This window comes from Rheinheimera sp. WS51 (genome assembly GCF_050936095.1).
In the GTDB taxonomy this organism is placed as follows: Bacteria; Pseudomonadota; Gammaproteobacteria; order Enterobacterales; family Alteromonadaceae; genus Alishewanella.
This window is the reverse complement of sequence record NZ_JBOTRC010000005.1, coordinates 132,347-154,704: the sequence shown is the minus strand read 5'-3', so window position 1 is coordinate 154,704 and position 22,358 is coordinate 132,347. Positions and strand designations below refer to the sequence as shown.

Below are 22,358 nucleotides of genomic sequence, written 5' to 3'. Positions count from 1 at the left end.
AAACATGCCTTTTTTATTTAAAACTTAAGCAGAAATAACGAAAAGTTAACAGTCATGGTTCCTTGGCATGTGTATAATTAAAGAACAAATTTAATGGAGTCGATAAGTGTTATTTTTACCCGTTATATGGCTATGCACAGCAGCTGGCATTTATGTTGCTGCATTACGTTGTGGAATGGCAGCAATACGCTGGGCAGTCGCTGCACTGTGTTTAGGCCCGCTATTAATTCCTCTTTTTAGCAGCCATAAAAGGCTTAATTTACTTCGAGGTCGAGGCGCTAAGGTTATTTGTTATCGGGCTTAATGCTTAACTTTGTAGCAATTGTTTCAAATGACTAGTAATGACAATTATATGATTTAAGTTTGCGGCCTTGGGTAAAAAAGCAGCATAGACCTCTTTGGTTATCATTGCCGCTTTAGCAACTAGATGTAATCGCTGTTCAGCTAAATGTGGCTGCAGCATTGCTTTGGGTAAATAAGCGCTACCACCTGAGTGTAGCATCATCTCTAAAGCGATTTTAGCGCTTGTGGTGCGGTGTTTTATTGCTACTGACTCTGAATAGAGACGGCTGTGCTGCAAATTAAAACTGCTGCCCCAATCAATATAAATATGATCTTTTTGCCAATTTTCTACGCTTGCGCCAGGGTTGCTGCTAACGGGTACAAGTTGAATATCACCTAATTTTTCTACTTGAATATCATCAACTTTAGGCGCGTCATATAAAATAGCTAAATCTAAGCCTCTTTCTTGAATTTGCCTCACTATTTGCTCGCGACCTAAAGAGTCAGCTCGCCAGCAGAGGTTAGGAAATAAATGCTGACTATTAACAAAACCTTGCAATAAAAAGGCATCCCAAACATTAGCGGTGCCGGCAATAGAAAACGGCTGAGCCAATTCGGCACTCACTGCCACATCTTGCTTAGCCCGTTGTAAGGCGTTTAACATCGCCTCGGCATGGGGGAGTAATCGTTCGCCGGCCGCTGTTAATTGAATATTGTTGCGATGTCTGCTAAATAAATTAACACCTAAGTATTGTTCTAGTTGACGGATCCTAAAACTGACTGCAGACTGAGTTAAGTATAAGTTTTCTGCAGCATTACCAAAATGGCGAGTGCGCTGAACTTCAATAAAGGTTTTGAGTAGTTCGGTGTCCAATTTATATCCTAGAAAATATTTATGGTGTCGATAAAAAATTTTTGTTTTACGATAGGATTATTGTTAACCATACTCCGCACAGTTTCAACTGGTAGGGACAAAGTTCCTATGAAAAGAGAGGAAAAAAGTGATGCAGCAAAGTTTTGTTAGTCACCGTCGCTTTTTCGATGATCGAAATTTCCCCAAAGGGTTTACACGATCAGGGCGTTTTACCCTTAATGAAGGTAATGTCCTCGAGAAGCATGGCTTAGCAATGTTTGAGCTGGAGCAAGGAACAAGAGCGCCAGTAAATGAAGAAGAGCAGCGTTTTGTCTTGGTTTGTAAAGGTGAAGAGCCTGCAACAACGGTTTATGAAAAAACCTGGCTTAAATATAAAAATCGGCTAGCTGAAAAACGCAAATTTCATACTGTATTCGGTAAAAAGAAAATTGCTGATGGTAGTGACGATTTATCTTATGTAGACACAGATATCGATTAAAAAAACAGCGCCTTCAGGCGCTGTTTTTTTTATAATCAAGGCCAAACTAACCTAATTCATTTAATGAGCTATATTCAAGATCAACTTGTTGTAATTTCTGTTTTAATAATTCAGAGCTGCTGGCTTTAATATGGGCAAATTCAGGTTTAGGATCCGTGGCTAAAAACAAGGCATCATACTCTGGTAACAGCAGTTGATGTAAATACTGTATAAACTCACTTAAAGATAAATCACTCAGTGCTTTAATAATGTTTTGACTAAGATTAAAGCTGTAATCGTGCTGGCCTAAAGCAAGCCAAAAACGCTTTGCTCTCGCGCCTAAGCTACCATCGGGTTGATTTAGCTGTGCTTGTAGCCCTTGCTTCATTTCTACAAAATCGGTTTCGGCTAAGTTTTTTGTTTCATCAAGAAAGCCCTTAAAAAATGTCACTGTTGCTTGGTATAGCTCTTTGCAGCTAGCGTTAGGAGATTGCACATAAAAAGCAATACCCGGCAAAGTGTTTATAGGAGCATAACCGGTACCTACTAAGTAGCCAAGTTGTTGCTCAGTACGCAACTGATGGAAATATTCTGCTGATAATACATGGTTAGCTAACATAAATAAGGCCATGGTTTTAGGCGTAGTGTGCTGCGCAGGTAAATAAATAACTAAAGCATGATCGTTGTGTTCAGTGTCAACCTGAAGCCAAACCGGTCCTTGGCCTTGAAGTCTATAGGTCGGATTTGCTACTGCTGGCGCTGCATTGCCTAGACTCTGCTGCCAATGAGTTAATTGAGTGCTTAACTTGTTGGCATGCTCTTGGGTCCAGTTGCCTATTATTAAGCTTTCAATATGAACGGCAGAAAATAATTGTTGGTGAAAACATAAAAAGTCTTGGAAATTTAACGTCTCTAAGGCATCTGCAAGTTGGATGATCTCTGGATTAGCCGGTTGTAAAATAGCTGAAAGCTGAGCAAACAATTTAGGAACGGGTTTACTTTTACGGCTATTTTGCCAGTGCCTAATCAGTTGACGCTTAATTTCATTAAATCGCTGTTGGCTAAATTGCTGCTGTGGCATTTCGTTTAGAATATTAGTTAACAATAACAGCTGATTGGCCGCCAAACCGCTAGTGTGAATACTTAGGCCTTGGCGATGAACATGGACATTATAAACTAAGTCTATTGCTGTAGCAGGGTAGAACTGCTGATTAACATTATCTAGAAATAACTCAACCCATAATCGGATTGCGGCAAGCTGCTGACAATTATGTTGACTATTAGCCAAGCTTAATTGCACAAAAATATGGCCTTTCGGGCTATTAAAGTTGGTATCAGCTTTATACCAAACTGTTAATGACTCTGTATCAGCCACTTTTTTAGGTATAGTCATATGTGCGTTTTCAGCTAATAAGCTCAGATTATCGCTTAAATATGGGTTCTGTTTTGGTAAGCGAAATACTTCTAGTAAAGGTGCTTGATCTAGCTTTTGTAGCAACTTAGGTGAAATGGTCTCAATACTATATGGGGTTTCATACCAGCGGGCCTTAAGGTTAACAGGCGCATCAGGGCTTATTAGCATCAAACGCATATTGCTGCTGCAAAAAAACTGCAAAATATGTTGATACAAACTGTCAGTTGGTGGCTCCATTCGGTAATCGCCAAAGATAATATCGGCCACAGGGTAGTGCTGCATATTAATAGATAAATGGTTGGCCGTTTCAAGTTCATCTGTTGGCTCTTGGTACAGATAAGCCCACTCTAAAAGTATTTGTTTTTCTTTATATAAAGATAATGGGAATGGACGTGATTTAAGTAAGGCTAAATAACTAAATAAGCTTTGTAAAATCGCATCACGCTGATTTAAACCAAGATCTGTAAGTTCAAAGGCAATGGTGAAATCTTTATAGTTACTGCCATCAATGCCACCACCTGCGCTAAGTTGGTTAACCCAGCCTCGTTGTTTTAAATAACTTAATAAAGAGCCTTCTCCTTCATCGCCAATAAGGTGAGCTAAAAAGCTAATGATTTTATGTTTATACCAAACCTGAATATCCGGCAGGGCAAAGCTAACGATCAATTTTTGGCTATTCCTATGGGGCTGAATATTTAATTGAATACCTTGCTGGTTAGCTAAGTAAAGCGGCTCCGTTAACTTGGCCTTATTGGGCTGGGTATTGGCAATGGCGTTAAAATATTGCTCTACATATTGTCGTTGTTTCGCTAAGGGCATAGGTGAAACAACAGCAAGAGTCATCCGGTTAGCGCTATAATTATGCTTAAAAAAACGTGTTAAAGCCTGACTTAAACTATCGCCAGGTAAATCAGCTAGCGTTGTTAAATTGCCTACAGAAAACTTAGCAAAAGGGTGTTTAGGGTTTACCGTTTCTTTATGTACTTGGTAGATACGGCGACCATCGTCTTTTAGTTTTAAGCTAAATTCAGCTTCAATTGCATGGCGTTCTTTTTCAATATAATCCGAACTTAATAAAGGCTGGCTAAACATATCGGCAAAACGGGCCAGAGCTTGGTGAAAAAAGTCATTATTAATATCAAAAAAGAAACTACTATGCTCGGTGCCCGTCCAAGCGTTATGGCTACCACCGTGTCGGCTAATAAATTGTTGATATTCACCGGCTTGTGGGTAATTAGCTGAGCCTAAAAACAACATATGCTCAAGAAAGTGTGCTAAGCCTTGGCGTTCAATAGGATCATCAAAGTGACCTACATTCACAGTTAAGGCCGCTGCGCTCTTATTTGCATCGACTTGCTGGGTAAGAAGCACTGAAAGGCCGTTTTTAAGTACGATATGCTGATAACTTCTATGATCGTTTATACTCTGCAATAGCTGGGTATTTTCCAAGCGATATCCCTTTTGTGTCTTTATTAGATTTTAACTTGCGTATAGGCCCTGAATACGTTGTCATAGTAGGGCTTTTATATAAGAAGCCTCTATCATAGCTATAAGTAATAACTAGAGTTGTTCTTATGCTTTATTAACAGTTACGCTTAGTGTTAACTTTCTTTATCATAGCGCACTATTTTGACTTGGTAAGGTATAGCTTGCATATTGTTTTAAGCGATTACCTCAACAACAGGACTTATTAAGTAGTATGGTACTTTATCAATGGTAAATCTTGTTATTATGCGTCACGGTGAAGCTGAGCCAATGGCTGCTTCAGATCAGTTAAGATCTTTAACCTCAAAAGGGGTTAATGACGTTAATCAAATGGCAACTTGGCTGGTTCAGCAATATGGCCATTTTGATTGGATTTGGTCTAGCCCGTATTTACGAACCCAACAAACTGCAGAGTTAATGTTAGCTAAGCAGACTGATTCTTGTCAGTTAGAGTTAGTACCAGATTTAACGCCAGATGCCGATGCTGCAAGTTTTCAGTCTTTTTTAGATGTATGTTTAGCGTCTAAACCCGATGCGCGCATTTTATTGGTTTCACATATGCCCTTAGTCAGTTTTTTAGTCGCACAGTTTACCCAAACTGATCATGCGCCTGTTTTTACGCCTGCACAATTAGTGTGCATCGACTATAAGCCAGAGCATAATGGACAGCTAGTGCAGTCGGTCAGTACCGACAAGTTAGCTTTATTAAGCTGACAATGTACTGTGAGCAAAGTGGGTTTTGTTAAGTTTTAACTTTAAGTAAAATTAATAAAGCCCCATGTTTACCCCAGCTTTTAGGCGCAGTGTGAAAGGCTCGGACATTAGGATGCTGTATAAGCCAATTGGGTACCTTACGGGCTAATATGCCTAAGCCTTTACCATGAACGACACAGGCGCAATTTATATGTTTTTGCTCACAGTAGGCCAATAGGCCTGCTAGCTCTACTTTAGCCTCTGCTGAGGTTAAACCATGTAAGTCTAATATTACTTGCGGTTGAAACTCACCACGCTTTAACCGACCGCTTAAATGGGCATCATCACCGCTTTGTACATAGCTATGGCTGCCACCTTGATGAACATAACCTTCGTATTGATCTGAAAAATAAAATAAATCGTTTGTTAGGTTGTTTAGCGGGACGTCTGCACGTCTTTTTTGCTTGCTCACAACAGCAACTGGCGGTATCTTATCTTGTGTCATAGGCTTAGCGCCTGCTATCGACTGGCGAAACAGTTGGCTATCTTCTTCTGTAACATCACTTGATGAAGCAATACTAGAGGCTAGGCTGGCTAATTTAGAGTTTTTATTTTGCATCGTGCAAGTCTACTTAATCTTATCGATTTTTACAAAAAGAGCTTACCTTAAACATGGCTGAATCAAGTGAATTATTTTTAACTGCCCAGTGCATAGCTGACGCGACTTCTGAGTTAGTAACAGTACATGATTGGCTACGCTTTGCCGTTAGCCAATTAAATAAAGCCCAGGTGTACTTAGGACATGGCACAGATAACCCTTGGGATGAGGCCGCATTATTGCTAAGTTATGTGTTGCATCTACCGCCATTGACGGATGAAAAACTATTTAATGTTCGCTTAATTAAACAAGAGCGTGAAGACTTTATTAATTTATTACAACAAAGGATCAGCCAACGAGTGCCTGCGGCTTACTTAACTAATCAGGCTTATTTTGCCGGTTTAGCTTTTTATGTTGATGAGCGGGTGTTAGTGCCACGTTCGCCAATTGCTGAATTAATTGCTGAGAAATTTGTTAATCAGTTACAAGGTCACAGTGCTCAGAGTATTTTAGATTTATGCACCGGCTCAGGTTGTATTGCTATTGCTTGTGCTTATGCTTTTCCAGATGCAGAAGTCGATGCGGTTGATATTAGCTCTGATGCTTTAGAAATTGCTCAGTTTAATATTGAGCAGCACGGCTTAGAGCATAGAGTTTATCCTATTTTATCAGATGGCTATGACGGCTTAGCAGGGGCTAAGTATGATCTTATTGTAACCAATCCGCCTTATGTCGATGCCGAAGATATGGCCGATTTACCCCAAGAGTATCACCATGAGCCTGAGCTTGGCTTAGCTTCAGGGGAAGACGGCTTAGCATTAACCCGTCGCATTTTAGCCCAAGCTGCTGCGCATCTAAATGACGGTGGGGTACTAATTTGTGAAGTGGGCAATAGCATGGTGCAGTTACAACAGCAATTACCTGAGGTTGATTTTACATGGCTAGATTTTAAACATGGCGGTATAGGGGTTTTTGCTATAACTAAAGCCGAACTAGAGCGTTGCCAACACTTATTTACACTATAAAGACTTTAGGGAGCGGTAATGGCCGGTAATAGTATAGGACAGTTATTTAAAGTAACTACTTTTGGCGAAAGTCATGGCCCAGCTATTGGCGGCATTATTGATGGCTGCCCGCCTGGTATGCGACTCACTGTTGAAGACTTACAGTTTGATTTAGATCGACGTAAACCGGGCACCTCTCGTTATACCACAGCCAGACGAGAGCAAGATAGTGTGAAAATATTGTCTGGCGTTTTTAATGATACAACCACAGGCACAAGTATCGGCTTATTGATTGAAAACACGGATCAACGTTCGCAAGATTATTCAGCGATTAAAGATGTCTTTCGTCCAGGTCATGCTGACTATACTTACTGGCATAAATATGGCATTCGAGATTACCGTGGCGGTGGCAGAGCTTCCGCTCGGGAAACAGCCGTTCGAGTTGCTGCGGGTGCTATTGCAAAAAAATATCTCTTTGAACAATGTGGTGTACAAATTCGCGGTTATTTAGCTCAGTTAGGACCAATAAAAATGGCTAAACTAGACTGGGACCAAGTGAGTAATAACGCTTTTTTTGCCCCTGATGCGGATAAAATTACCGAGCTAGATCAGTATATGCGTGATTTAAAGAAGGCTGGCGACTCTGTTGGCGCGCGCATTAACGTGGTTGCCTCTAATTTACCTGTTGGTTGGGGGGAGCCCGTTTTTGATCGATTAGATGCGGATATTGCCCATGCCATTATGAGCATTAATGCTGTTAAAGCAGTGGAAATAGGGGATGGTTTCGCTGTTGTAGAGCAGCGCGGTTCTACGCATCGTGATGAACTAAGCCAACAAGGATTTAGTGCTAACCATGCAGGAGGAATTTTGGGTGGTATTTCGTCTGGCCAAGATATTACTGTCAGTATGGCACTAAAACCGACTTCTAGCATTAGCGTGCCGGGTAAGAGTATTAGTAGCCAAGGTGAGGAAATTGAAATCAGCACTAAGGGCCGGCATGATCCTTGTGTCGGTATCCGAGCCGTTCCTATTGCTGAAGCCATGATAGCGATTGTCTTAATGGATCATTTTTTACGCCACCGAGCGCAGAATCCCCATGTACAGGTAGCAACCCCTGATATAGCGCACAAATAATATCAGCTTAGCAACGTAAATTAGGTATCCCATGTCTGCGGTTTCAGCCCGGCCAGCGCTAATGTTGGCCTATTTTACATATTTTGGTGTCTTGGGCGTCTTTGTGCCTTATTTTGGCTTATTTTTAGATGGTCGAGGTTTAGATTCTGCCGAAATAGGCTTATTACTGGCTATTGTTACCGGCAGTCGTATTATTGGACCAAATATCTGGGCAGCCTTATCGGAGCGCACGGGTAAGCCTTTGTTAATTATGCGTACTGGCGCTTTTCTCGCTATTTTAGGCTGGTGCAGCAGCTTTGCTAATATCGGCTTTTGGCCGTTATTAATTGGCTTTACTTTGTTTAGTTTTTTTTGGACGGCCATTTTACCACAGCTAGAAGTATCTGCTTTTCACTTTTTAAATGATGATACCCAAGCCTATAGCCGAGTGCGGAGTTTTGGTAGTGTTGGTTATATTGTGCTTGTTATGTTTGGTGGCTGGTTATTTGAATTGTTTGGCAGTGAATTTTTACCGGTTTCAGCGTTATTGTTTTTAATGCTATTACTGGTAAGTCTATTTTTACTGCCTGCGGTTAGTTTAAATCTGAATACGAAAAACGTAACAGAGCGGTTTACCGATCTGTTAAAAAATCCGTTATTGTTGCGCTTTATGTGCGCTGCTTTGTTAATACAAATGAGCTTTGCGCCCTTTTATGGCTTTTTTACTTTATATAGCCGCGATATTGGCTACAGTGGCACTGAAACAGGGCTATTTATAGGCGTTGCCGTTGCAGCTGAGATTGTCGCTTTTTATTTTGCCGGCAAAATTATGCGCAATCGCAGCTATAAAGTGCTGCTAAGTATTTGCTATGGCTTAACTGTATTACGCTGGACCTTAGTGGCAACCGTGGCTGATAACGCTTGGTTATTAGCATTTAGTATGATGTTGCATGCAGGCAGCTTTGCTATTGCACATTGCTGCGCTATGCAGTTTATTCAACAGTTTTTTCCGAAACAACTGCGTAGTCGTGGCCAGGCTTTTTATGCCGGGATTATCTATGGCGGTGGTGGCGCTATTGGGGCTTATATGTCGGGGTTGTTATGGCAAGACGGCGCAGGATCAAGCTTTACTTTTCTTGCTGCCGCCGGACTTGCGTTAGTTGCGACTATTTTAGCAGTAACACTGCCTAAGGTGATCCCTAACGCAATAACCACTTCATAATAAGCTGAAATAAACCCCGCTTAAACGGCGGATAAATAAAGCTACCACTACTAAAGCGGCCTTTTTTGTGGATGGCTTTTTGATGAGAAAAAGTTAAAAATCCTGCTTCACCATGATAAGCGCCCATACCTGATGGACCTATGCCTCCAAAGGGCAAATCATCTTGGCCAACATGCATTAGCGTATCGTTGATACAAACACCACCGGCATGTGTTTGCTGCATAATTTGCTGCTGCAAGGTTTTGTTGGAGCTAAATAGATATAATGCCAGCGGACGAGGCTGCTGATTAATAAACTCAATGGCTTGCTCAATAGTGTCGTACAGCATAATGGGTAAAATAGGGCCAAAGATCTCTTGTTGCCAAACTGCACAGTCTAAAGGAGCATTAATCACCAATTGTGGTGCTAGTTTTTGCTGACTGGCTTGCTGCCAATTTTGTTTATCTAATGAAATAATTTCAGCTTGTTTGTTTGCCGCTTCGGTTAAATAAGCCTGTAAACGTGAAAACTGCTGTTGGTTGATAACCGCTGAATAATCTTCCCCTCGCACGCCCCTTGGATAAAACTGCTCAAAACAGCGCTGTGCCTGCTGAATAAAGGTATCGAGTTGTTGACGAGGTAATAAAACATAATCTGGCGCAACACAAGTTTGGCCGGCATTGGCGGTTTTGCCAAAGAGTAAGCGTTGTACGGCTGAGACTATATTAGCGTCTTTGCTGATAATAGCGGGTGACTTGCCGCCAAGTTCTAGCGTAACTGGGGTTAAATTAGCTGCAGCAGCTTGCATGACTTTTTTGCCAATATGGCTTGAACCGGTAAACAACAAATGATCAAAGGCTAAACTTGAAAAGTCAGCAGCAACTTGAGCATCACCTTCAATAACAATGACCTGATCTGGCAAAAAGTGAGCTAGCATTTCCTTAATCACTTTGTTGGTGGCCGGGGTAAACTCAGAGAGCTTTAACATCGCTTTATTACCGGCTGCTAAAGCTGCCATCAGCGGGCCAACGGCTAAAAACAGAGGGTAATTCCAAGGAACAATAATGCCCACTACGCCCAAAGGCTGAGGCAAAATATAATTGCTAGCGGGTAAATAACTATAATGAACTTTGCGTTTTTTAAGCTTCATCCAGCGCTTAACATGTTTAATTTGATAAGCTATACCACTTAAACTTGGCATAACCTCTAGTAGCCTGCTTTCATCTAAGCTTCTATGACTAAAATCAATGCTAATTGCTTGGCATAATTTATCACTATATTGCCGGATTGCTTTATCTAAAGCCTGCAACCATTGGATCCGCTTTGCAGCATCAGGATAGGGCTGTTGACTATATTGCTGTTTAAGTTGTGCTAATTGCTGTTTCATTCGCTTTTAATCCTACCCTGTGGTTGCAATGACCATGTAATCTTATGCACTCTAAAGTAGTCAGATCAGTTATACAAGCGCTACTGATGCTTGCTTTTACTGAACTAGACTAACGGCTTTACTGGGCAATTTCTGTTTAAGGTTATACAATAGCCGCCATTTTTAGCGTTGGCTTGTCTGAAATTGACGAGGTAGTGATATGGCAGCAAAGTTTCGTTTAGGTTTAATTATAAACCCCTTAGCTGGGCTTGGCGGTAGTGTTGGTTTAAAAGGCTCGGATCATCAGGCAGAGCAAGCGCTTGCTTTAGGCGCTAAACCCCAAGCAATGAACAGAGCGCAAACGGCGTTAGCGGAAATTATTCAGTTTAAGTCGCAATGTGAACTGTACACTGTTACCGGCGATATGGGGGAGAATAGCTGTAAACAGCTAGATTTAGCCTATTCACTAGTTTATTCACCTGCAGCAAATATCACGACAGCTGAAGATACAGAGCGTGCTGTCAAAGCCTTAGTTGAGGCTAAGGTAGATTTAATTTTATTTGCCGGCGGTGATGGTACAGCAAGAAATATTTGTCGCGTTGTAGGTGATGATACAACCGTTTTAGGTATACCTGCGGGTGTAAAAATTCACTCTGGTGTTTATGCTATTTCACCCACAGCTGCGGGCAAGCTGGTGGCAAAGCTAATTGCTGGTGAGCTAGTGTCGTTAGACAGCGCAGATGTGATGGATATTGACGAAGAGGCTTTTCGTCTAGGCGTGGTTAAAGCAAGACGCTTCGGTGAGATGCGTATACCTGCTCAATTACGCTATGTACAAAGCGTAAAAGCCGGTGGCCAAGAATCTGATGAATTAGTCTTAGCTGATTTAGCCGCTTATGTTACTGACCAAATGGAAGATAACGTTCGCTATATTATGGGATCGGGCTCAACCGTGGCGGCGGTTATGCAAGAGCTAGGTTTAGATAATACCTTACTGGGGGTCGATGTAGTAGAAAACGGCCAGTTGTTGGCAAAAGATGTTACTGCAGAGCAGCTTTTTAGCTTAATTGACGGCTATCCAAGTCAGCTCATTATTACGCTAATTGGTGGCCAAGGCCATGTGTTTGGTCGTGGCAATCAACAATTATCACCTAAAGTAATCCGCAGCTTAGGCCGTAATAATATTCAAATTATTGCCAGTAAAGGTAAATTAGAACAATTACAAGGTCGTCCTTTGTTAGCCGACACCGGTGATGCCGCGCTTGATCAAGAATTAGCAGGTTTAATTAATATACTTACCGGTTATAACGACTACGTGATGTATCGTTTAGGTTGGGAAGAAGAGGAATAGCATGAACAGTACCCTAACAAATATCCCTGAGGCTTATATTCAAAATGTAGCCAACTTTTTTGACCAGTTAGTTCCGGTGGCTAGCGATGATGAATTATTCGCTTCTGGTTATTTACGCGGCCACTTTGATTTAGTGGTAGGGACTTTACAAGTGGCAGGCGATAACTTTGCTAAAGAGCAGGTTATAGAGCAAGTTAATACCAGCTTACAGCAAGCGATTAGTCAAGGTGAGCTTAGCGAAACAGACCAAGCAACAGTACAAAGTATTTGGCAACGCGTTCAACAAATCGCAGCTTGATTTTGTGCTAAACAAGACTTTAGTGTCGGTTTACGCTAGACTGCGTGGCGATATTAACCTTGGCGTTAGTCGTCAAAATAAATAAAGTGGAACTCATGTCAGATAAATATACAACATTAGAACAACACGCAAGTTACGGTATTGGTTTACAAATGGGGCAGCAGTTAGCTGATAATCCATTTGAAGGTTTAGATATTGAAGCAGTAGCTGCAGGTGTTAAAGCCGCTTTTACTGAGCAGGAGCCAGAAGTTACAGATGAGCAAATTCGTGCCGCTTTTGGTGTGATTAGCGAGCGTATGCAAGCAGAGCAAGCTGAAAAAGCGAAGTTGTTAGCAGAAGCTGGCGATCAATTTTTAGCTGAAAATGCTAAGCGTGCTGAAGTAACAGTGACTGAATCAGGCTTACAATATGAAGTTTTAGTTGCAGGTGACGCTAACGGTGCTAAGCCAACAGCTGAATCAACAGTACGTACTCATTATCACGGTACTTTAATCGATGGTACTGTATTTGATAGTTCATATCAGCGTGGCGAGCCAGCTGAATTCCCAGTATCAGGCGTTATTGCCGGCTGGACAGAAGCGTTACAATTAATGACGCCAGGTACTAAATTACGTTTATATGTACCACATAACTTAGCTTATGGTGAGCGCGGTGCCGGTAATGCTATTGCGCCGTTTAGTACCTTAGTGTTTGATGTTGAGCTATTAGCTATTGTTTAAGCTTAATTAACTTTGCTAAGTTAATTAACATTGTTAAAAAAAGCCCTGTTGCATCAGGGCTTTTTTATTGGGTAAATTTTGCTTAGCGCTTCTTTAATTTATAAGGCCTTAGCTTTTATGGTTGCTTAAGTTAGCCCCTTGGCAAAGTAAAATAACACTTAAAACAGCAATATATGCAATTAAAGTTATGCGGGTCCAAAAAGCCATGCTTTGATCAAGAAAACGCCAGCTGTCTTCACCACAACTTGCTGTAGGTTCAAATACAGCCGGCAGCCACTTCTCTAAGGGTAACCAGCTTGGGTATTCAGCAAAAAATGAACAGGTTGAAAAGCCGCCTGAGGCAATTATCTGCTCAATTTCAAGTAACTCATTGGCTTGGATAAGGCCAAACACTGCACCGGCAATAACAGCTAACAAAGCGATACTGCGTAATAGAGTTACTTTAGCTAGCAGCAGACCAAGAATAGCAGCAAGCAGCATGGCAGTAAAAGCAGCACGAATATAAACACATTTGATACAAGGTTGAATATTCATTGCGTGCTGAAAATATAATGCTGCTCCTAGCAAGGCAGAGATAGTAACAATTAACAGCAACCAACTGCTGCGTTTAGTCGATAAAGACTTGATTTTATGTAACATTAAATAGCCTTATATAGTAGGGTGTTACCAGATAAGGCTTAATTTACGGCATTTTTAAACTTTGCACAATTAGGACTTAAAATAGGTATTTTAAGTCTGTGTCTTGTTAACTGAATAAGCTCTGGTACAATCAGTGTAATTTCATTGGCTAAGTAGACGGATAGATCCGCATGACAAACCTGATAAAAGCGCAAAGCCCAGCCGGTTTCGCAGAAGAATATATTGTCGATTCAATTTGGAACGGCAAATTTGCACCTGGCTCCATTTTACCCGCAGAGCGCGAACTGTCGGAGTTGATTGGTGTCACTCGCACTACTTTACGTGAAGTATTACAGCGTTTAGCTCGTGATGGCTGGCTAACTATTAAACATGGTAAACCCACTAAAGTTAATAATTTTTGGGAAACATCAGGCTTAAATATTTTAGAAACATTAGCCCGTTTAGACGAAGATCATATGCCTGATTTAGTAGATGAGCTGCTATCTGCAAGAACGAATATCAGCGCAATTTACATTCGTGGTGCGATAAAAAACAATGCTCAGCAAGTTGTTGATGTGTTTGCTGGAGCAGAACAGTTAGAAGATACGGCCGAAGCCTTTGCTGAATTCGATTATAATTTAAATCATGAATTAGCACTGCATTCAGCCAATCGTATTTATGTTTTAATTTTAAATGGCTTTCGGGGCTTATATAACAAAATTGCTCGTTTTTACTTTTCGCATCCTAAAGCCAGAGAATTGGCGCGTAATTATTATCATCAATTAAAGCTTCATGCTGAAAATGGTAAGTTTGATGAGGTGGTATTTGCCGTGCGTAAATATGGCCGTGAAAGTGGCTTAGTCTGGGCTGAATTAAGACCAGAAATTCCAAAAGACTTAATTGAATAGTTAGCGTTATTTAATGAGAAAATTTAAAACCGCCGCGTGGCGGTTTTTTGTTTTCAAAACCTGAGTTACTTAAGCCAAAACTTGCGAAATCGAGCCTTGAGCTGATGGTGTAAGCCAGTTATGATAAGCCGATATAAGTTATTCGAAATAGTTATAAGCCTAAAGGTATCCTCATGTCATCCATTGAAATGGTGTCTTCATTAAGCGAAGTGTATTTAGATAATAATGCGACTACGCCTGTTTTGCCGGTTGCAGCAGCAGCAGCGATGCATGCAATGCAAAGTAGTTTTGGTAACCCAAGCAGCAGCCATGCAACAGGAATTAAAGCAAAGGCCGAGCTTGAAGTCACTCGTTCGTTGGCACGTAAACTTATCGGTGCCTCAAGTGGTGATATTGTTTTTACCTCTGGGGCAACAGAAGGTATTCAAACCTCTATTGTCTCGGCCTTACTTGCTGCACGGTCTAATGGCAAGGTTGGCGCCGATACTTTATTGTTATATGGATCTACAGAACATAAAGCGGTGCCTGAAAGTTTAAAACATTGGAATCAGGTGTTGCAGGTAAATGCCACTATACAAGCCATACCAGTTGATAAAAACGGTATTGTAGATTACGACTTTTTACGTAAAACCTTACCTCAAGCGGTTATGGTTTGCACTATGGCTGCGAATAATGAAACAGGGGTAAAACAAGATTTAGTGGCACTTGAGACGTTGATCCGCTCGGTTAACCCAGATGTATATTGGATGGTCGACTGTGTGCAAGCCTTAGGCAAAATGACCTTAGATATTGCAAACACCAGTATCGATTATGCGCCTTTTAGTGGTCATAAACTCTATGCACCTAAAGGCATTGGTTTTTTGTATGTTAGAGATGGTGCGCCGTATCAGCCTTTTATCGCTGGCGGTGGTCAAGAAAGCGGCCTGCGATCTGGCACAGAGAATTTGCCAGGTATTGCCGCTTTGCATGCAATTTTTTCAGAGCTAGCCAAAAGTAACGGCTCTGCTTTTTATGATGAAGCTACCTTATGGCAATATCGGCAGCAGCTACTTGATGCCTTGCGGACTGTTTTTCCAAGCTTAGTATTAAATAGTGATAAGCCCTATATAGTGCCAACCACAATTAATTTTTCAGTGCCGGGCTTTTATAGTAAAGATATTATGGATTTATTTGATGCCGCCGGTATTCGTGTTAGCTCAGGCTCAGCTTGCAGCTCAAAAGTGCCAACTAGCTTTGTATTAGACGCCATGGGATTAGAAGACTGGCGTAGCCAAGGCGCTATTCGGTTATCTTTTGGTCCTGCCATGACAACACAAGAATGCGAGCAGGCTTGCCAGAGAATTAGAAAACTAGCCGATGTGGTTTGTAAGCACTGTTTAGTATTAACTGACGCTACACCGACATTAGAGTTGCATGCCCAAGGCCTAATTCAATTAAAGCATGAAGCTTTATGTAGTTATATTATTATTTGTGCTGACACTAGGCAGGCAGTAGTGATTGATCCTGTGCTGCCTTTAGCAAGTCGCATTGCCAATATTGTGCTAGGGCAGGGTTTAGAGTTAGTTGCGGTGATAGATACGCATCAACATCAAGATCATCAGTCAGCTCGCTGTGCGTTATTAATGTTAGCGGGCTTAGTCGAGCAGAAAAACAAGGTTGATGAACTTGGCTGGCCATTGCAACAAAATACCTTAGTTGCAGGTAATTACCGCTTAGAAAAACTTAATACCCCAGGTCATACCCCAGAAGCAATTAGCATTTTATTATATAAAGAGCAGCAGCTAGAAGCCGCTTTTGTTGGCGATGTCATTTTGCCTGGAGGCATTGGCCGTACTGACTTAGAAGGTGGCAGTATGGTTGCGCTAGCAGACAGTATTAGGCTGTTAGCTAAGCAATTAGGACCAGACTGCTTGTTATTATCTAGTCATGACTATGGCCAAGGGTTCTTTACAACTTTTTCGCAAGCTTGTGCCGAACAGCCGTTATTAGCGGAGTTATTGCAAGAGTTACCGATGGAACACTGGCAAGCGGAATTACGCGCTCAAGCCATTAAATTACAGCAAGTAAGTACGTATTATTGTGGTTTAGTTGAAGTGAGCTACGCCGACGCCACTGATGTGATTTTACCTGAAAACTTAAGTGCATTTTTGCAACAAGAGCCCAATACTAAAGTGATAGATGTGCGAGAACCTCATGAACAAAGTGCTGGTGCATTAAGTTTATATTTGCCCAATGATGTTGAGATTTTAGAGTTGCCGCTGTCTAAATTAGCCGATGCATTAATTAATCACACTTTACAACAACAGCAAAGATTATTACTGGTTTGTCGCTCAGGTAACCGAAGTTTAGTTGCTTGTAAGGTGTTATCACGTATGGGGTTCAAGCAGGTGTATAACTTAAAAGGCGGTACGGCTTTATTAAGTTAACGGGCAATAGCGAGCTTTCACAGGTGTTATTAGCTTGGAACTTAAAACCGTCGAGCTAATTATTATGGCTAGTGAATTCAAATAGTCGTATTTGCCTGACAAGTAGCCGCATCTAAGAGGCTCAAGGTTGCGCAAACCGTTTAAGCTTTGTATAACAACATGACTTTTATTTAAATAAGCACACTATTATGAAATTTCTACTTAAATCAACACTGAGTGTTGCTCTTTGTAGCTTGTTACTGACGGTTCATTCAGTAGAAGCGAAAAAATCTGAGCCACAAACTTATCATACTGATCCGGTTAGCGTAGCTAGCGTTTTTAACGCTGATCCAAGCTTAAAGTTAACGCTAGAACAAATTATGGCTGATCCAGACTGGTTAGGCCGACAACCAGAGCGAGCTTTTTGGTCTGCAGACAGTAAAACTATCTATTATCAGCGTAAACAGCAGGGTAATGAGAACCGAGACTGGTATGCCAGACCACTTGATGGCAGTGATAATGGCCAACGAGTTGGCTTAAATGAAGCCCATACTATGGGCGCAGCTGATGCTGTTTATAATCAGAGTAAAACCTTACAAGCTTATATATTTGCGGATAACTTGTTTGTTCGCGATATGGTCACAGGTGAGTTACGCCAAATTACACAAGACAGTGCCAAGCAAAGCGCGGCACAATTTTTATTAGATGGTCGTCTTGCTTATCGTCAAGGTTGGCAATTTTTTGCAGTTGATCTTAATACCGGTTTTCGCAGTGAATTAGTCAATTTAAAAACCGAAGATGCACCTGAAGCGCCTGCAATAGGTAAAGGTTATTTAGCCCAAGAGCAACATAAACTAATTAGTTACGTTGCCTTAACCCATAAAAATAAGCTAGATAGACAGCAAGCTAAAACTCAGCTGCAGCAACAAAATAATACGCTTAGCCCACAGCCAATTTATTTAGGCAAAGGTTTACGTATTGTTGAAGCGAGTATGTCGCCTACGGCTGACTATATTGTTTTAGCTGTGCGTAAGGCAACAAAGCGTAACGATAAAGATATTATGCCTAACTATATAACGGCTAATGGTGATGTAGCCGCGCAGCCAGTTAGAGCAAGAGTGAATGATGTTAGCCCTGAGCCACAACAACTATGGTTAATTAACTTAACTAATGGCGAGCGAAGTGAGCTGAGCTATAACACCTTACCGGGTTATAACGAAGATGTGCTAGCAAGTGTTAAAGCTGAAAACGCTAAAGCCAAAGGTGAGAAATATAAAAGCGAAAAAGTGATCCGTGATATTGGCTTAATGAATGACTGGTATTGGAGTCAAGGTGCAATTCGCTGGCATGTCTCGGGTGAGCAAGTTGCTGTAATGCTAAAAGCCTTTGATAATAAAGATCGTTGGTTAGCAACAGTAGACTTAAAAAAAATGCGTTTAGTACCACAGCATCGCTTGCATGACACGGCTTGGGTAAACTATGCCTTTAATGATTTTGGTTGGTTGAATAATAGCCAAGCACTTTATTATTTATCTGAAGAATCTGGTTATGCCCATTTATATTTAAAAACGTTAACAGGTAAAGCTAAAAAGCTAACTAAAGGTACTTTTGAAGTTAGCGATCCGACGTTAACGCTGGATGATAATTATATTTACTTTAAAGCGAATATGGCGCATCCAGGTCAGTATGATGTTTATCGTGCTAACTTAACAAGTAATGAGATAGAACAAGTTACCCATTTAGTGGGAAGCACAGACTTTATTTTATCACCTGATGAAACCAAGTTGTTGCTGCGCCATTCAACAAACTTATTGCCAGAAGAGTTATATCTAGCTCAGGCGGCACCGGCAAAACAAGTTGTTCGTTTAACCGATACAGTGTCAGAGCAATTTAAAGCCTTACCTTTAATAGCGCCAACCATAGTTGCGGTTGAATCAACACATCAATCTCAGCCTATTTTTAGTAAAGTGTATCTACCAGAAAATAATGCCTCTGAGCAGGCTGAAAAGCGTCGTGCTGTTATTTTTAACCATGGTGCGGGCTATTTACAAAATAGCGATATGGGCTGGTCAGGTTATTTCCGTGAGTTTTTATTCCATAATCTATTAGTACAACACGGCTATGTTGTTATGGATATGGATTACCGTGCATCTAAAGGTTACGGCCGTGATTGGCGTACCGCTATTTACCGTCATATGGGGAAACCTGAGATTGAAGATTTAGCCGACGGTGTGGACTGGTTAGTGAAAAATGCCAATGTTGATCGTCAGCGTATCGGCACCTATGGTGGATCTTATGGTGGCTTTATGACCTTTATGGCTTTATTTACGCAGCCTGATTTATTCCAAGCCGGTGCAGCCTTACGGCCTGTAACAGACTGGGCATATTACAATCAACCTTACACGGCTAATATTTTAAATATGCCTAGCATAGATCCTATCGCTTACGAGCGCAGTTCACCTATTTATTTTAGTCAGGGCTTAACTAAACCATTATTAATTAATGCGCCTATGGTAGATGATAATGTGTTTTTCCAGGACAGCGTTCGTTTAGTTCAGCGCTTAATTGAGCAAGAAAAGCCTGACTTTGAGATTGCGCTCTACCCAGTAGAAGCTCATGGTTTTAGACAACCAAGTAGCTGGCTAGATGAGTACCGCCGGATCTTTAAATTATTTGAACAAAATTTATAATAAAAAAAGCCGCTACCTTTAAAGTAGCGGCTTTTTTATTGCGATAGTTTTATCTAAACACTAAACACTAAACACTAAACACTTGGTTTAAAAGTTCACTTCTTCATTGCGTCTCTAATCTCTCTTAATAAAATAACCTCTTCAGGCACCGGTGGCGGGGTATTAGGTTTGGCTTCTTCTTTCTTTTTCATGGAGGTTATAGCTTTAATTCCAACAAAAACGGCTATTGCAATAATGATAAAGTCTATTATGGTTTGAACAAAAGCGCCGTATTTAATTAATACTTCAGCTTGAGTTTCCGTCGCTTGCTGGATAACAATAGCTAAATCTCTAAAGTTTACGCCACCTAACAAGACACCTATTGGTGGCATAATGACGTCATTAACGAAAGAAGTCACAATTTTACCAAAAGCGGCTCCGATAATAATACCAACAGCCATATCAACCACATTACCCCGTAAGGCAAAGGTTTTAAATTCTTGTAACATGCTCATATCTACTCCTTAATTATTAGGTTGGCTACTGTTGTTATCACAGCAAAAAATAGATACGCCAGTTAGCTAAAGTAATATAAGCAGTAAAAGCAAAATTTAACAATTAATATAAGTTATTTAGCGATTAAACACCCTGCCGCAGTTACAAAATCGCTATCGGCACTGAAGTTGAGTACTTGACCAGTATAGGGTTGCTGTAATTGCAGATGGGCAGCGTGCAGTAATAATCTAGGGGCAGCAGCGCAAGCTTGCTCTGAAGCATAGAAACGATCCCCTACAATAGGTAAACCTAAAGCCTGCATATGCACGCGTAATTGATGGGAGCGACCTGTAATAGGCGTTAGTTCTACTAAGGCGCTATCCTTGAATTGTTGCAATAGCCTATAGTGGGTGATGGCGGCTTTACCTTGTTGGTAACAAACATAATTTTTTGGCGGATCACCACCGGCTGAGGCTAAAGGTAAATCGACAGTGCCATATTGATGCAGTAATTGGCCCCAAATAACGGCTAAGTAGCGTTTATGTACTTGTCGCTTGGCAAATTGTTGTTTTAAGTGTCGCTCGGCTTTGCGTCTAAGTGCAATAACAACAAGACCTGACGTTGCTAAGTCTAGGCGGTTAACTATTTGAGCAAAGCCATACTCTGCTTGCACTCGGCTTAATAGACTATCGGCTAGATGCTCGCCACGACCTGGGACACTAAGTAAGCCACTGGGTTTATTTAAAACTAATAAATCTTTATCAGCAAAAACAATATCAAGCCAAGGTGTGACAGGGGGCAGGTAATTAAAAGCTGAAGGCATATCAATTAAATCGACTTAGCAAAAAGCGCAGCTTAACGGATTTTACTAAGAGCAACTAGTCCTTTGCGCCATCGCTTTTGTGAAAGTTGTTTTTGCGGCATAATGGCACAGTATTAGTTTTTATCGAGATAAGCATGGCGGATGCAATAGAAACCCTGGCGAAGTTACAAGCCAGCAGTGAGAATTATGACATTTTATATCAAGACGATATTGTGTTAGTGGTTAATAAACCAGCCAAGTTATTAACAGTACCGGGTAGACACCCTGATAATGCAGATTGTTTAATTAGTCGGCTACAGCGAGAGTTTTTAAGCGCCAGTATTGTGCATCGATTAGACTATGATACTTCTGGTCTTCTGATTATTCCGTTAACTAAGCGGGCTTTATCTGATATTAGTAAGCAATTTCAAGCTAGAACCGTTGTTAAACAATATATAGCGGTTGTTGACGGTATTATTAAAGCTGACTCACAGCGAATTGATTTACCTTTAGCGGCGGATCTGGAAAATAGGCCTTGTTATAAAGTGTGCCAGCAAAGTGGTAAACCCTCAGTTACTGATATGAAAGTAATAAGCCGCGATTTACAGCTGCAGCAAACGCGAGTGCAATTAAACCCTATTACTGGTCGCTCGCATCAGTTACGGGTGCATATGCAAGCTCTAGGGCATACCATTTTAGGTGATAGCTTATATGGAACAAAGGCAATAGCCGAAGCCAGTCCACGTCTATTGTTACACGCCGAGCAAATACAGTTTACCCACCCACTGACAGGGAAAAGCCTTAATATTAATGCAGCGCCAGACTTTTAATATAGTTTGGCTGTTACCTAGGGTTTGTCGCGGTATTTAACGCTTGGATAAAACCTGTGCTGCTTAGTATAAAGGCTAATATAAAGCCTGAAATAACACCATATAAATGGGCATCAATAGCCACATTAGCATCTATTAATTGCCCTAATTCAGCATTAGGGCCTTGGTATTGCTCATAGCCCACTTTAAATACTAAACCTAGAAGTAAAATTTTTCCGGTTGGCTCCTTATACTGGATATCTTTAATTGCCCCTATACATAAAACAGCATGTAAAACCCCAGATAAACCAACATAAACTTGAATGTCACTTGAGCAAAACAAAATCATATAGCTAATCATTAAAGCTGAACAAGCAACATATAAAAGAAATACACTTGAGCTGTAGTATCTGCCATGTAACAGCAAGACTAAGCTTAATCCGCCAAGGTTCATTCCTAAATGCCAATAATTAGAATGAACCAGATGACCAGTAATTAAACGCCAGTAATCAGCGTCAATAATAACCGTGGCTTGGTAGGCTAATTGTTGTTGGATCTGTTCAGGTAGTAATGCAATTACAGCCATAAGAACAGTTAAAAGTATAAATCCAGGCCAGCTTTTAGCTAACCCATTTGGCCGTTGCCATAGTTTGTGCTTTAACAAAAGAAATCCTAATTAGGGTAAGAAAGTATCATCGCCTAGTGCTAGATCGTGGCTTATTTGTTTAAGCACTAAGCTTACTATAAATAAGCAGCCAGCGGCTATGATAACCTAACTTATCAGTTAGGCTATAAGC

At 41.0% G+C, this 22,358-nt stretch carries 20 protein-coding genes; 12 read left to right on the top strand and 8 right to left on the bottom strand.

Annotated elements, in window-relative coordinates; translation table 11 throughout:
* Window positions 1-307 precede the first annotated feature (307 nt).
* On the bottom strand, window positions 308-1,156 hold the full coding sequence (gene hdfR / locus ACRCA4_RS08600; protein WP_433186970.1) for an HTH-type transcriptional regulator HdfR: 849 nt from the start codon (window positions 1,154-1,156) through the stop codon (window positions 308-310).
* Window positions 1,157-1,286: 130 nt separating this feature from the next.
* On the opposite strand from hdfR, the gene maoP reads away from it, so the two are divergent.
* Window positions 1,287-1,634, top strand: a complete 348-nt coding sequence (gene maoP / locus ACRCA4_RS08595; protein WP_433186968.1) for a DUF413 domain-containing protein — start codon at window positions 1,287-1,289, stop codon at window positions 1,632-1,634.
* 46 nt (window positions 1,635-1,680) lie between these two features.
* Here maoP and ACRCA4_RS08590 read toward each other — a convergent pair whose 3' ends face one another.
* Entirely contained in the window at window positions 1,681-4,476 is a 2,796-nt protein-coding gene (locus tag ACRCA4_RS08590) for an insulinase family protein (RefSeq protein ID WP_433186965.1), read from the bottom strand.
* A 264-nt stretch (window positions 4,477-4,740) separates the two neighbouring features.
* On the opposite strand from ACRCA4_RS08590, the gene sixA reads away from it, so the two are divergent.
* Complete coding sequence (gene sixA, locus ACRCA4_RS08585) at window positions 4,741-5,226, top strand: phosphohistidine phosphatase SixA (RefSeq protein ID WP_433186962.1); 486 nt, start codon at window positions 4,741-4,743, stop codon at window positions 5,224-5,226.
* 28 nt (window positions 5,227-5,254) lie between these two features.
* Here the strand turns inward: sixA and smrB are convergent, their stop codons facing one another.
* Window positions 5,255-5,824 (bottom strand): endonuclease SmrB, encoded by a 570-nt coding sequence (gene smrB / locus ACRCA4_RS08580; RefSeq protein WP_433186959.1) that lies wholly within the window; start codon window positions 5,822-5,824, stop codon window positions 5,255-5,257.
* A gap of 53 nt (window positions 5,825-5,877) precedes the next feature.
* Between smrB and prmB the strand changes: the two genes are divergently transcribed.
* Genes prmB through ACRCA4_RS08565 form a run of 3 tightly spaced genes read left to right on the top strand, consistent with a single transcriptional unit; the run spans window position 5,878 to window position 9,142 of the window.
* Window positions 5,878-6,828: a 50S ribosomal protein L3 N(5)-glutamine methyltransferase gene (gene prmB / locus ACRCA4_RS08575; RefSeq protein ID WP_433186956.1), complete on the top strand. Its 951-nt coding sequence runs from the start codon at window positions 5,878-5,880 to the stop codon at window positions 6,826-6,828.
* A gap of 18 nt (window positions 6,829-6,846) precedes the next feature.
* Window positions 6,847-7,941 carry a chorismate synthase gene (aroC, locus tag ACRCA4_RS08570; protein ID WP_433186953.1) on the top strand — a complete coding sequence of 365 codons (1,095 nt, stop codon included), beginning with the start codon at window positions 6,847-6,849 and terminating at the stop codon, window positions 7,939-7,941.
* A gap of 31 nt (window positions 7,942-7,972) precedes the next feature.
* Window positions 7,973-9,142, top strand: coding sequence for an MFS transporter (locus ACRCA4_RS08565; RefSeq protein ID WP_433186950.1), 1,170 nt, complete (start codon window positions 7,973-7,975; stop codon window positions 9,140-9,142).
* Here ACRCA4_RS08565 and ACRCA4_RS08560 read toward each other — a convergent pair.
* Window positions 9,120-10,508 carry a coniferyl aldehyde dehydrogenase gene (locus ACRCA4_RS08560; RefSeq protein ID WP_433186947.1) on the bottom strand — a complete coding sequence of 463 codons (1,389 nt, stop codon included), beginning with the start codon at window positions 10,506-10,508 and terminating at the stop codon, window positions 9,120-9,122. The genes ACRCA4_RS08565 and ACRCA4_RS08560 overlap by 23 nt on opposite strands.
* A 199-nt stretch (window positions 10,509-10,707) precedes the next feature.
* Here ACRCA4_RS08560 and ACRCA4_RS08555 point away from each other — a divergent pair, with 199 nt between their 5' ends.
* The 3 genes from ACRCA4_RS08555 to ACRCA4_RS08545 all read left to right on the top strand — a co-directional run bounded on the left by ACRCA4_RS08555 (window position 10,708) and on the right by ACRCA4_RS08545 (window position 12,855).
* Window positions 10,708-11,838, top strand: coding sequence for an ATP-NAD kinase family protein (locus tag ACRCA4_RS08555; RefSeq protein ID WP_433186944.1), 1,131 nt, complete (start codon window positions 10,708-10,710; stop codon window positions 11,836-11,838).
* 1 nt (window position 11,839) lies between these two features.
* Complete coding sequence (locus ACRCA4_RS08550; protein WP_433186942.1) at window positions 11,840-12,136, top strand: YfcL family protein; 297 nt, start codon at window positions 11,840-11,842, stop codon at window positions 12,134-12,136.
* Between the two features lie 95 nt (window positions 12,137-12,231).
* Window positions 12,232-12,855: an FKBP-type peptidyl-prolyl cis-trans isomerase gene (locus tag ACRCA4_RS08545; RefSeq protein WP_433186939.1), complete on the top strand. Its 624-nt coding sequence runs from the start codon at window positions 12,232-12,234 to the stop codon at window positions 12,853-12,855.
* Window positions 12,856-12,963: 108 nt separating this feature from the next.
* Here ACRCA4_RS08545 and ACRCA4_RS08540 read toward each other — a convergent pair whose 3' ends face one another.
* Window positions 12,964-13,494, bottom strand: coding sequence for a disulfide bond formation protein B (locus tag ACRCA4_RS08540; RefSeq protein WP_433186936.1), 531 nt, complete (start codon window positions 13,492-13,494; stop codon window positions 12,964-12,966).
* 170 nt (window positions 13,495-13,664) lie between these two features.
* On the opposite strand from ACRCA4_RS08540, the gene fadR reads away from it, so the two are divergent.
* The 3 genes from fadR to ACRCA4_RS08525 all read left to right on the top strand — a co-directional run bounded on the left by fadR (window position 13,665) and on the right by ACRCA4_RS08525 (window position 19,476).
* Window positions 13,665-14,381, top strand: coding sequence for a fatty acid metabolism transcriptional regulator FadR (gene fadR / locus ACRCA4_RS08535; protein WP_433186934.1), 717 nt, complete (start codon window positions 13,665-13,667; stop codon window positions 14,379-14,381).
* Window positions 14,382-14,554: 173 nt separating this feature from the next.
* A complete protein-coding gene (locus ACRCA4_RS08530; RefSeq protein ID WP_433186931.1) occupies window positions 14,555-16,807 on the top strand; it encodes an aminotransferase class V-fold PLP-dependent enzyme in 2,253 nt (750 codons plus the stop codon).
* 188 nt (window positions 16,808-16,995) lie between these two features.
* Window positions 16,996-19,476, top strand: a complete 2,481-nt coding sequence (locus ACRCA4_RS08525) for a prolyl oligopeptidase family serine peptidase (protein ID WP_433186928.1) — start codon at window positions 16,996-16,998, stop codon at window positions 19,474-19,476.
* A 95-nt stretch (window positions 19,477-19,571) separates the two neighbouring features.
* Here the strand turns inward: ACRCA4_RS08525 and mscL are convergent, their stop codons facing one another.
* Together mscL and ACRCA4_RS08515 are read right to left on the bottom strand one after the other, a co-directional pair.
* Window positions 19,572-19,970, bottom strand: a complete 399-nt coding sequence (mscL, locus tag ACRCA4_RS08520) for a large-conductance mechanosensitive channel protein MscL (RefSeq protein ID WP_433186925.1) — start codon at window positions 19,968-19,970, stop codon at window positions 19,572-19,574.
* A gap of 113 nt (window positions 19,971-20,083) precedes the next feature.
* Window positions 20,084-20,773 carry an RluA family pseudouridine synthase gene (locus tag ACRCA4_RS08515; RefSeq protein ID WP_433186923.1) on the bottom strand — a complete coding sequence of 230 codons (690 nt, stop codon included), beginning with the start codon at window positions 20,771-20,773 and terminating at the stop codon, window positions 20,084-20,086.
* Window positions 20,774-20,907: 134 nt separating this feature from the next.
* Here ACRCA4_RS08515 and ACRCA4_RS08510 point away from each other — a divergent pair, with 134 nt between their 5' ends.
* On the top strand, window positions 20,908-21,582 hold the full coding sequence (locus tag ACRCA4_RS08510) for an RluA family pseudouridine synthase (RefSeq protein WP_433186920.1): 675 nt from the start codon (window positions 20,908-20,910) through the stop codon (window positions 21,580-21,582).
* Window positions 21,583-21,595: 13 nt separating this feature from the next.
* On the opposite strand, the gene rrtA is transcribed toward ACRCA4_RS08510, so the two are convergent.
* Window positions 21,596-22,147, bottom strand: coding sequence for a rhombosortase (gene rrtA, locus ACRCA4_RS08505; RefSeq protein ID WP_433186917.1), 552 nt, complete (start codon window positions 22,145-22,147; stop codon window positions 21,596-21,598).
* Window positions 22,148-22,358: the final 211 nt, after the last annotated feature.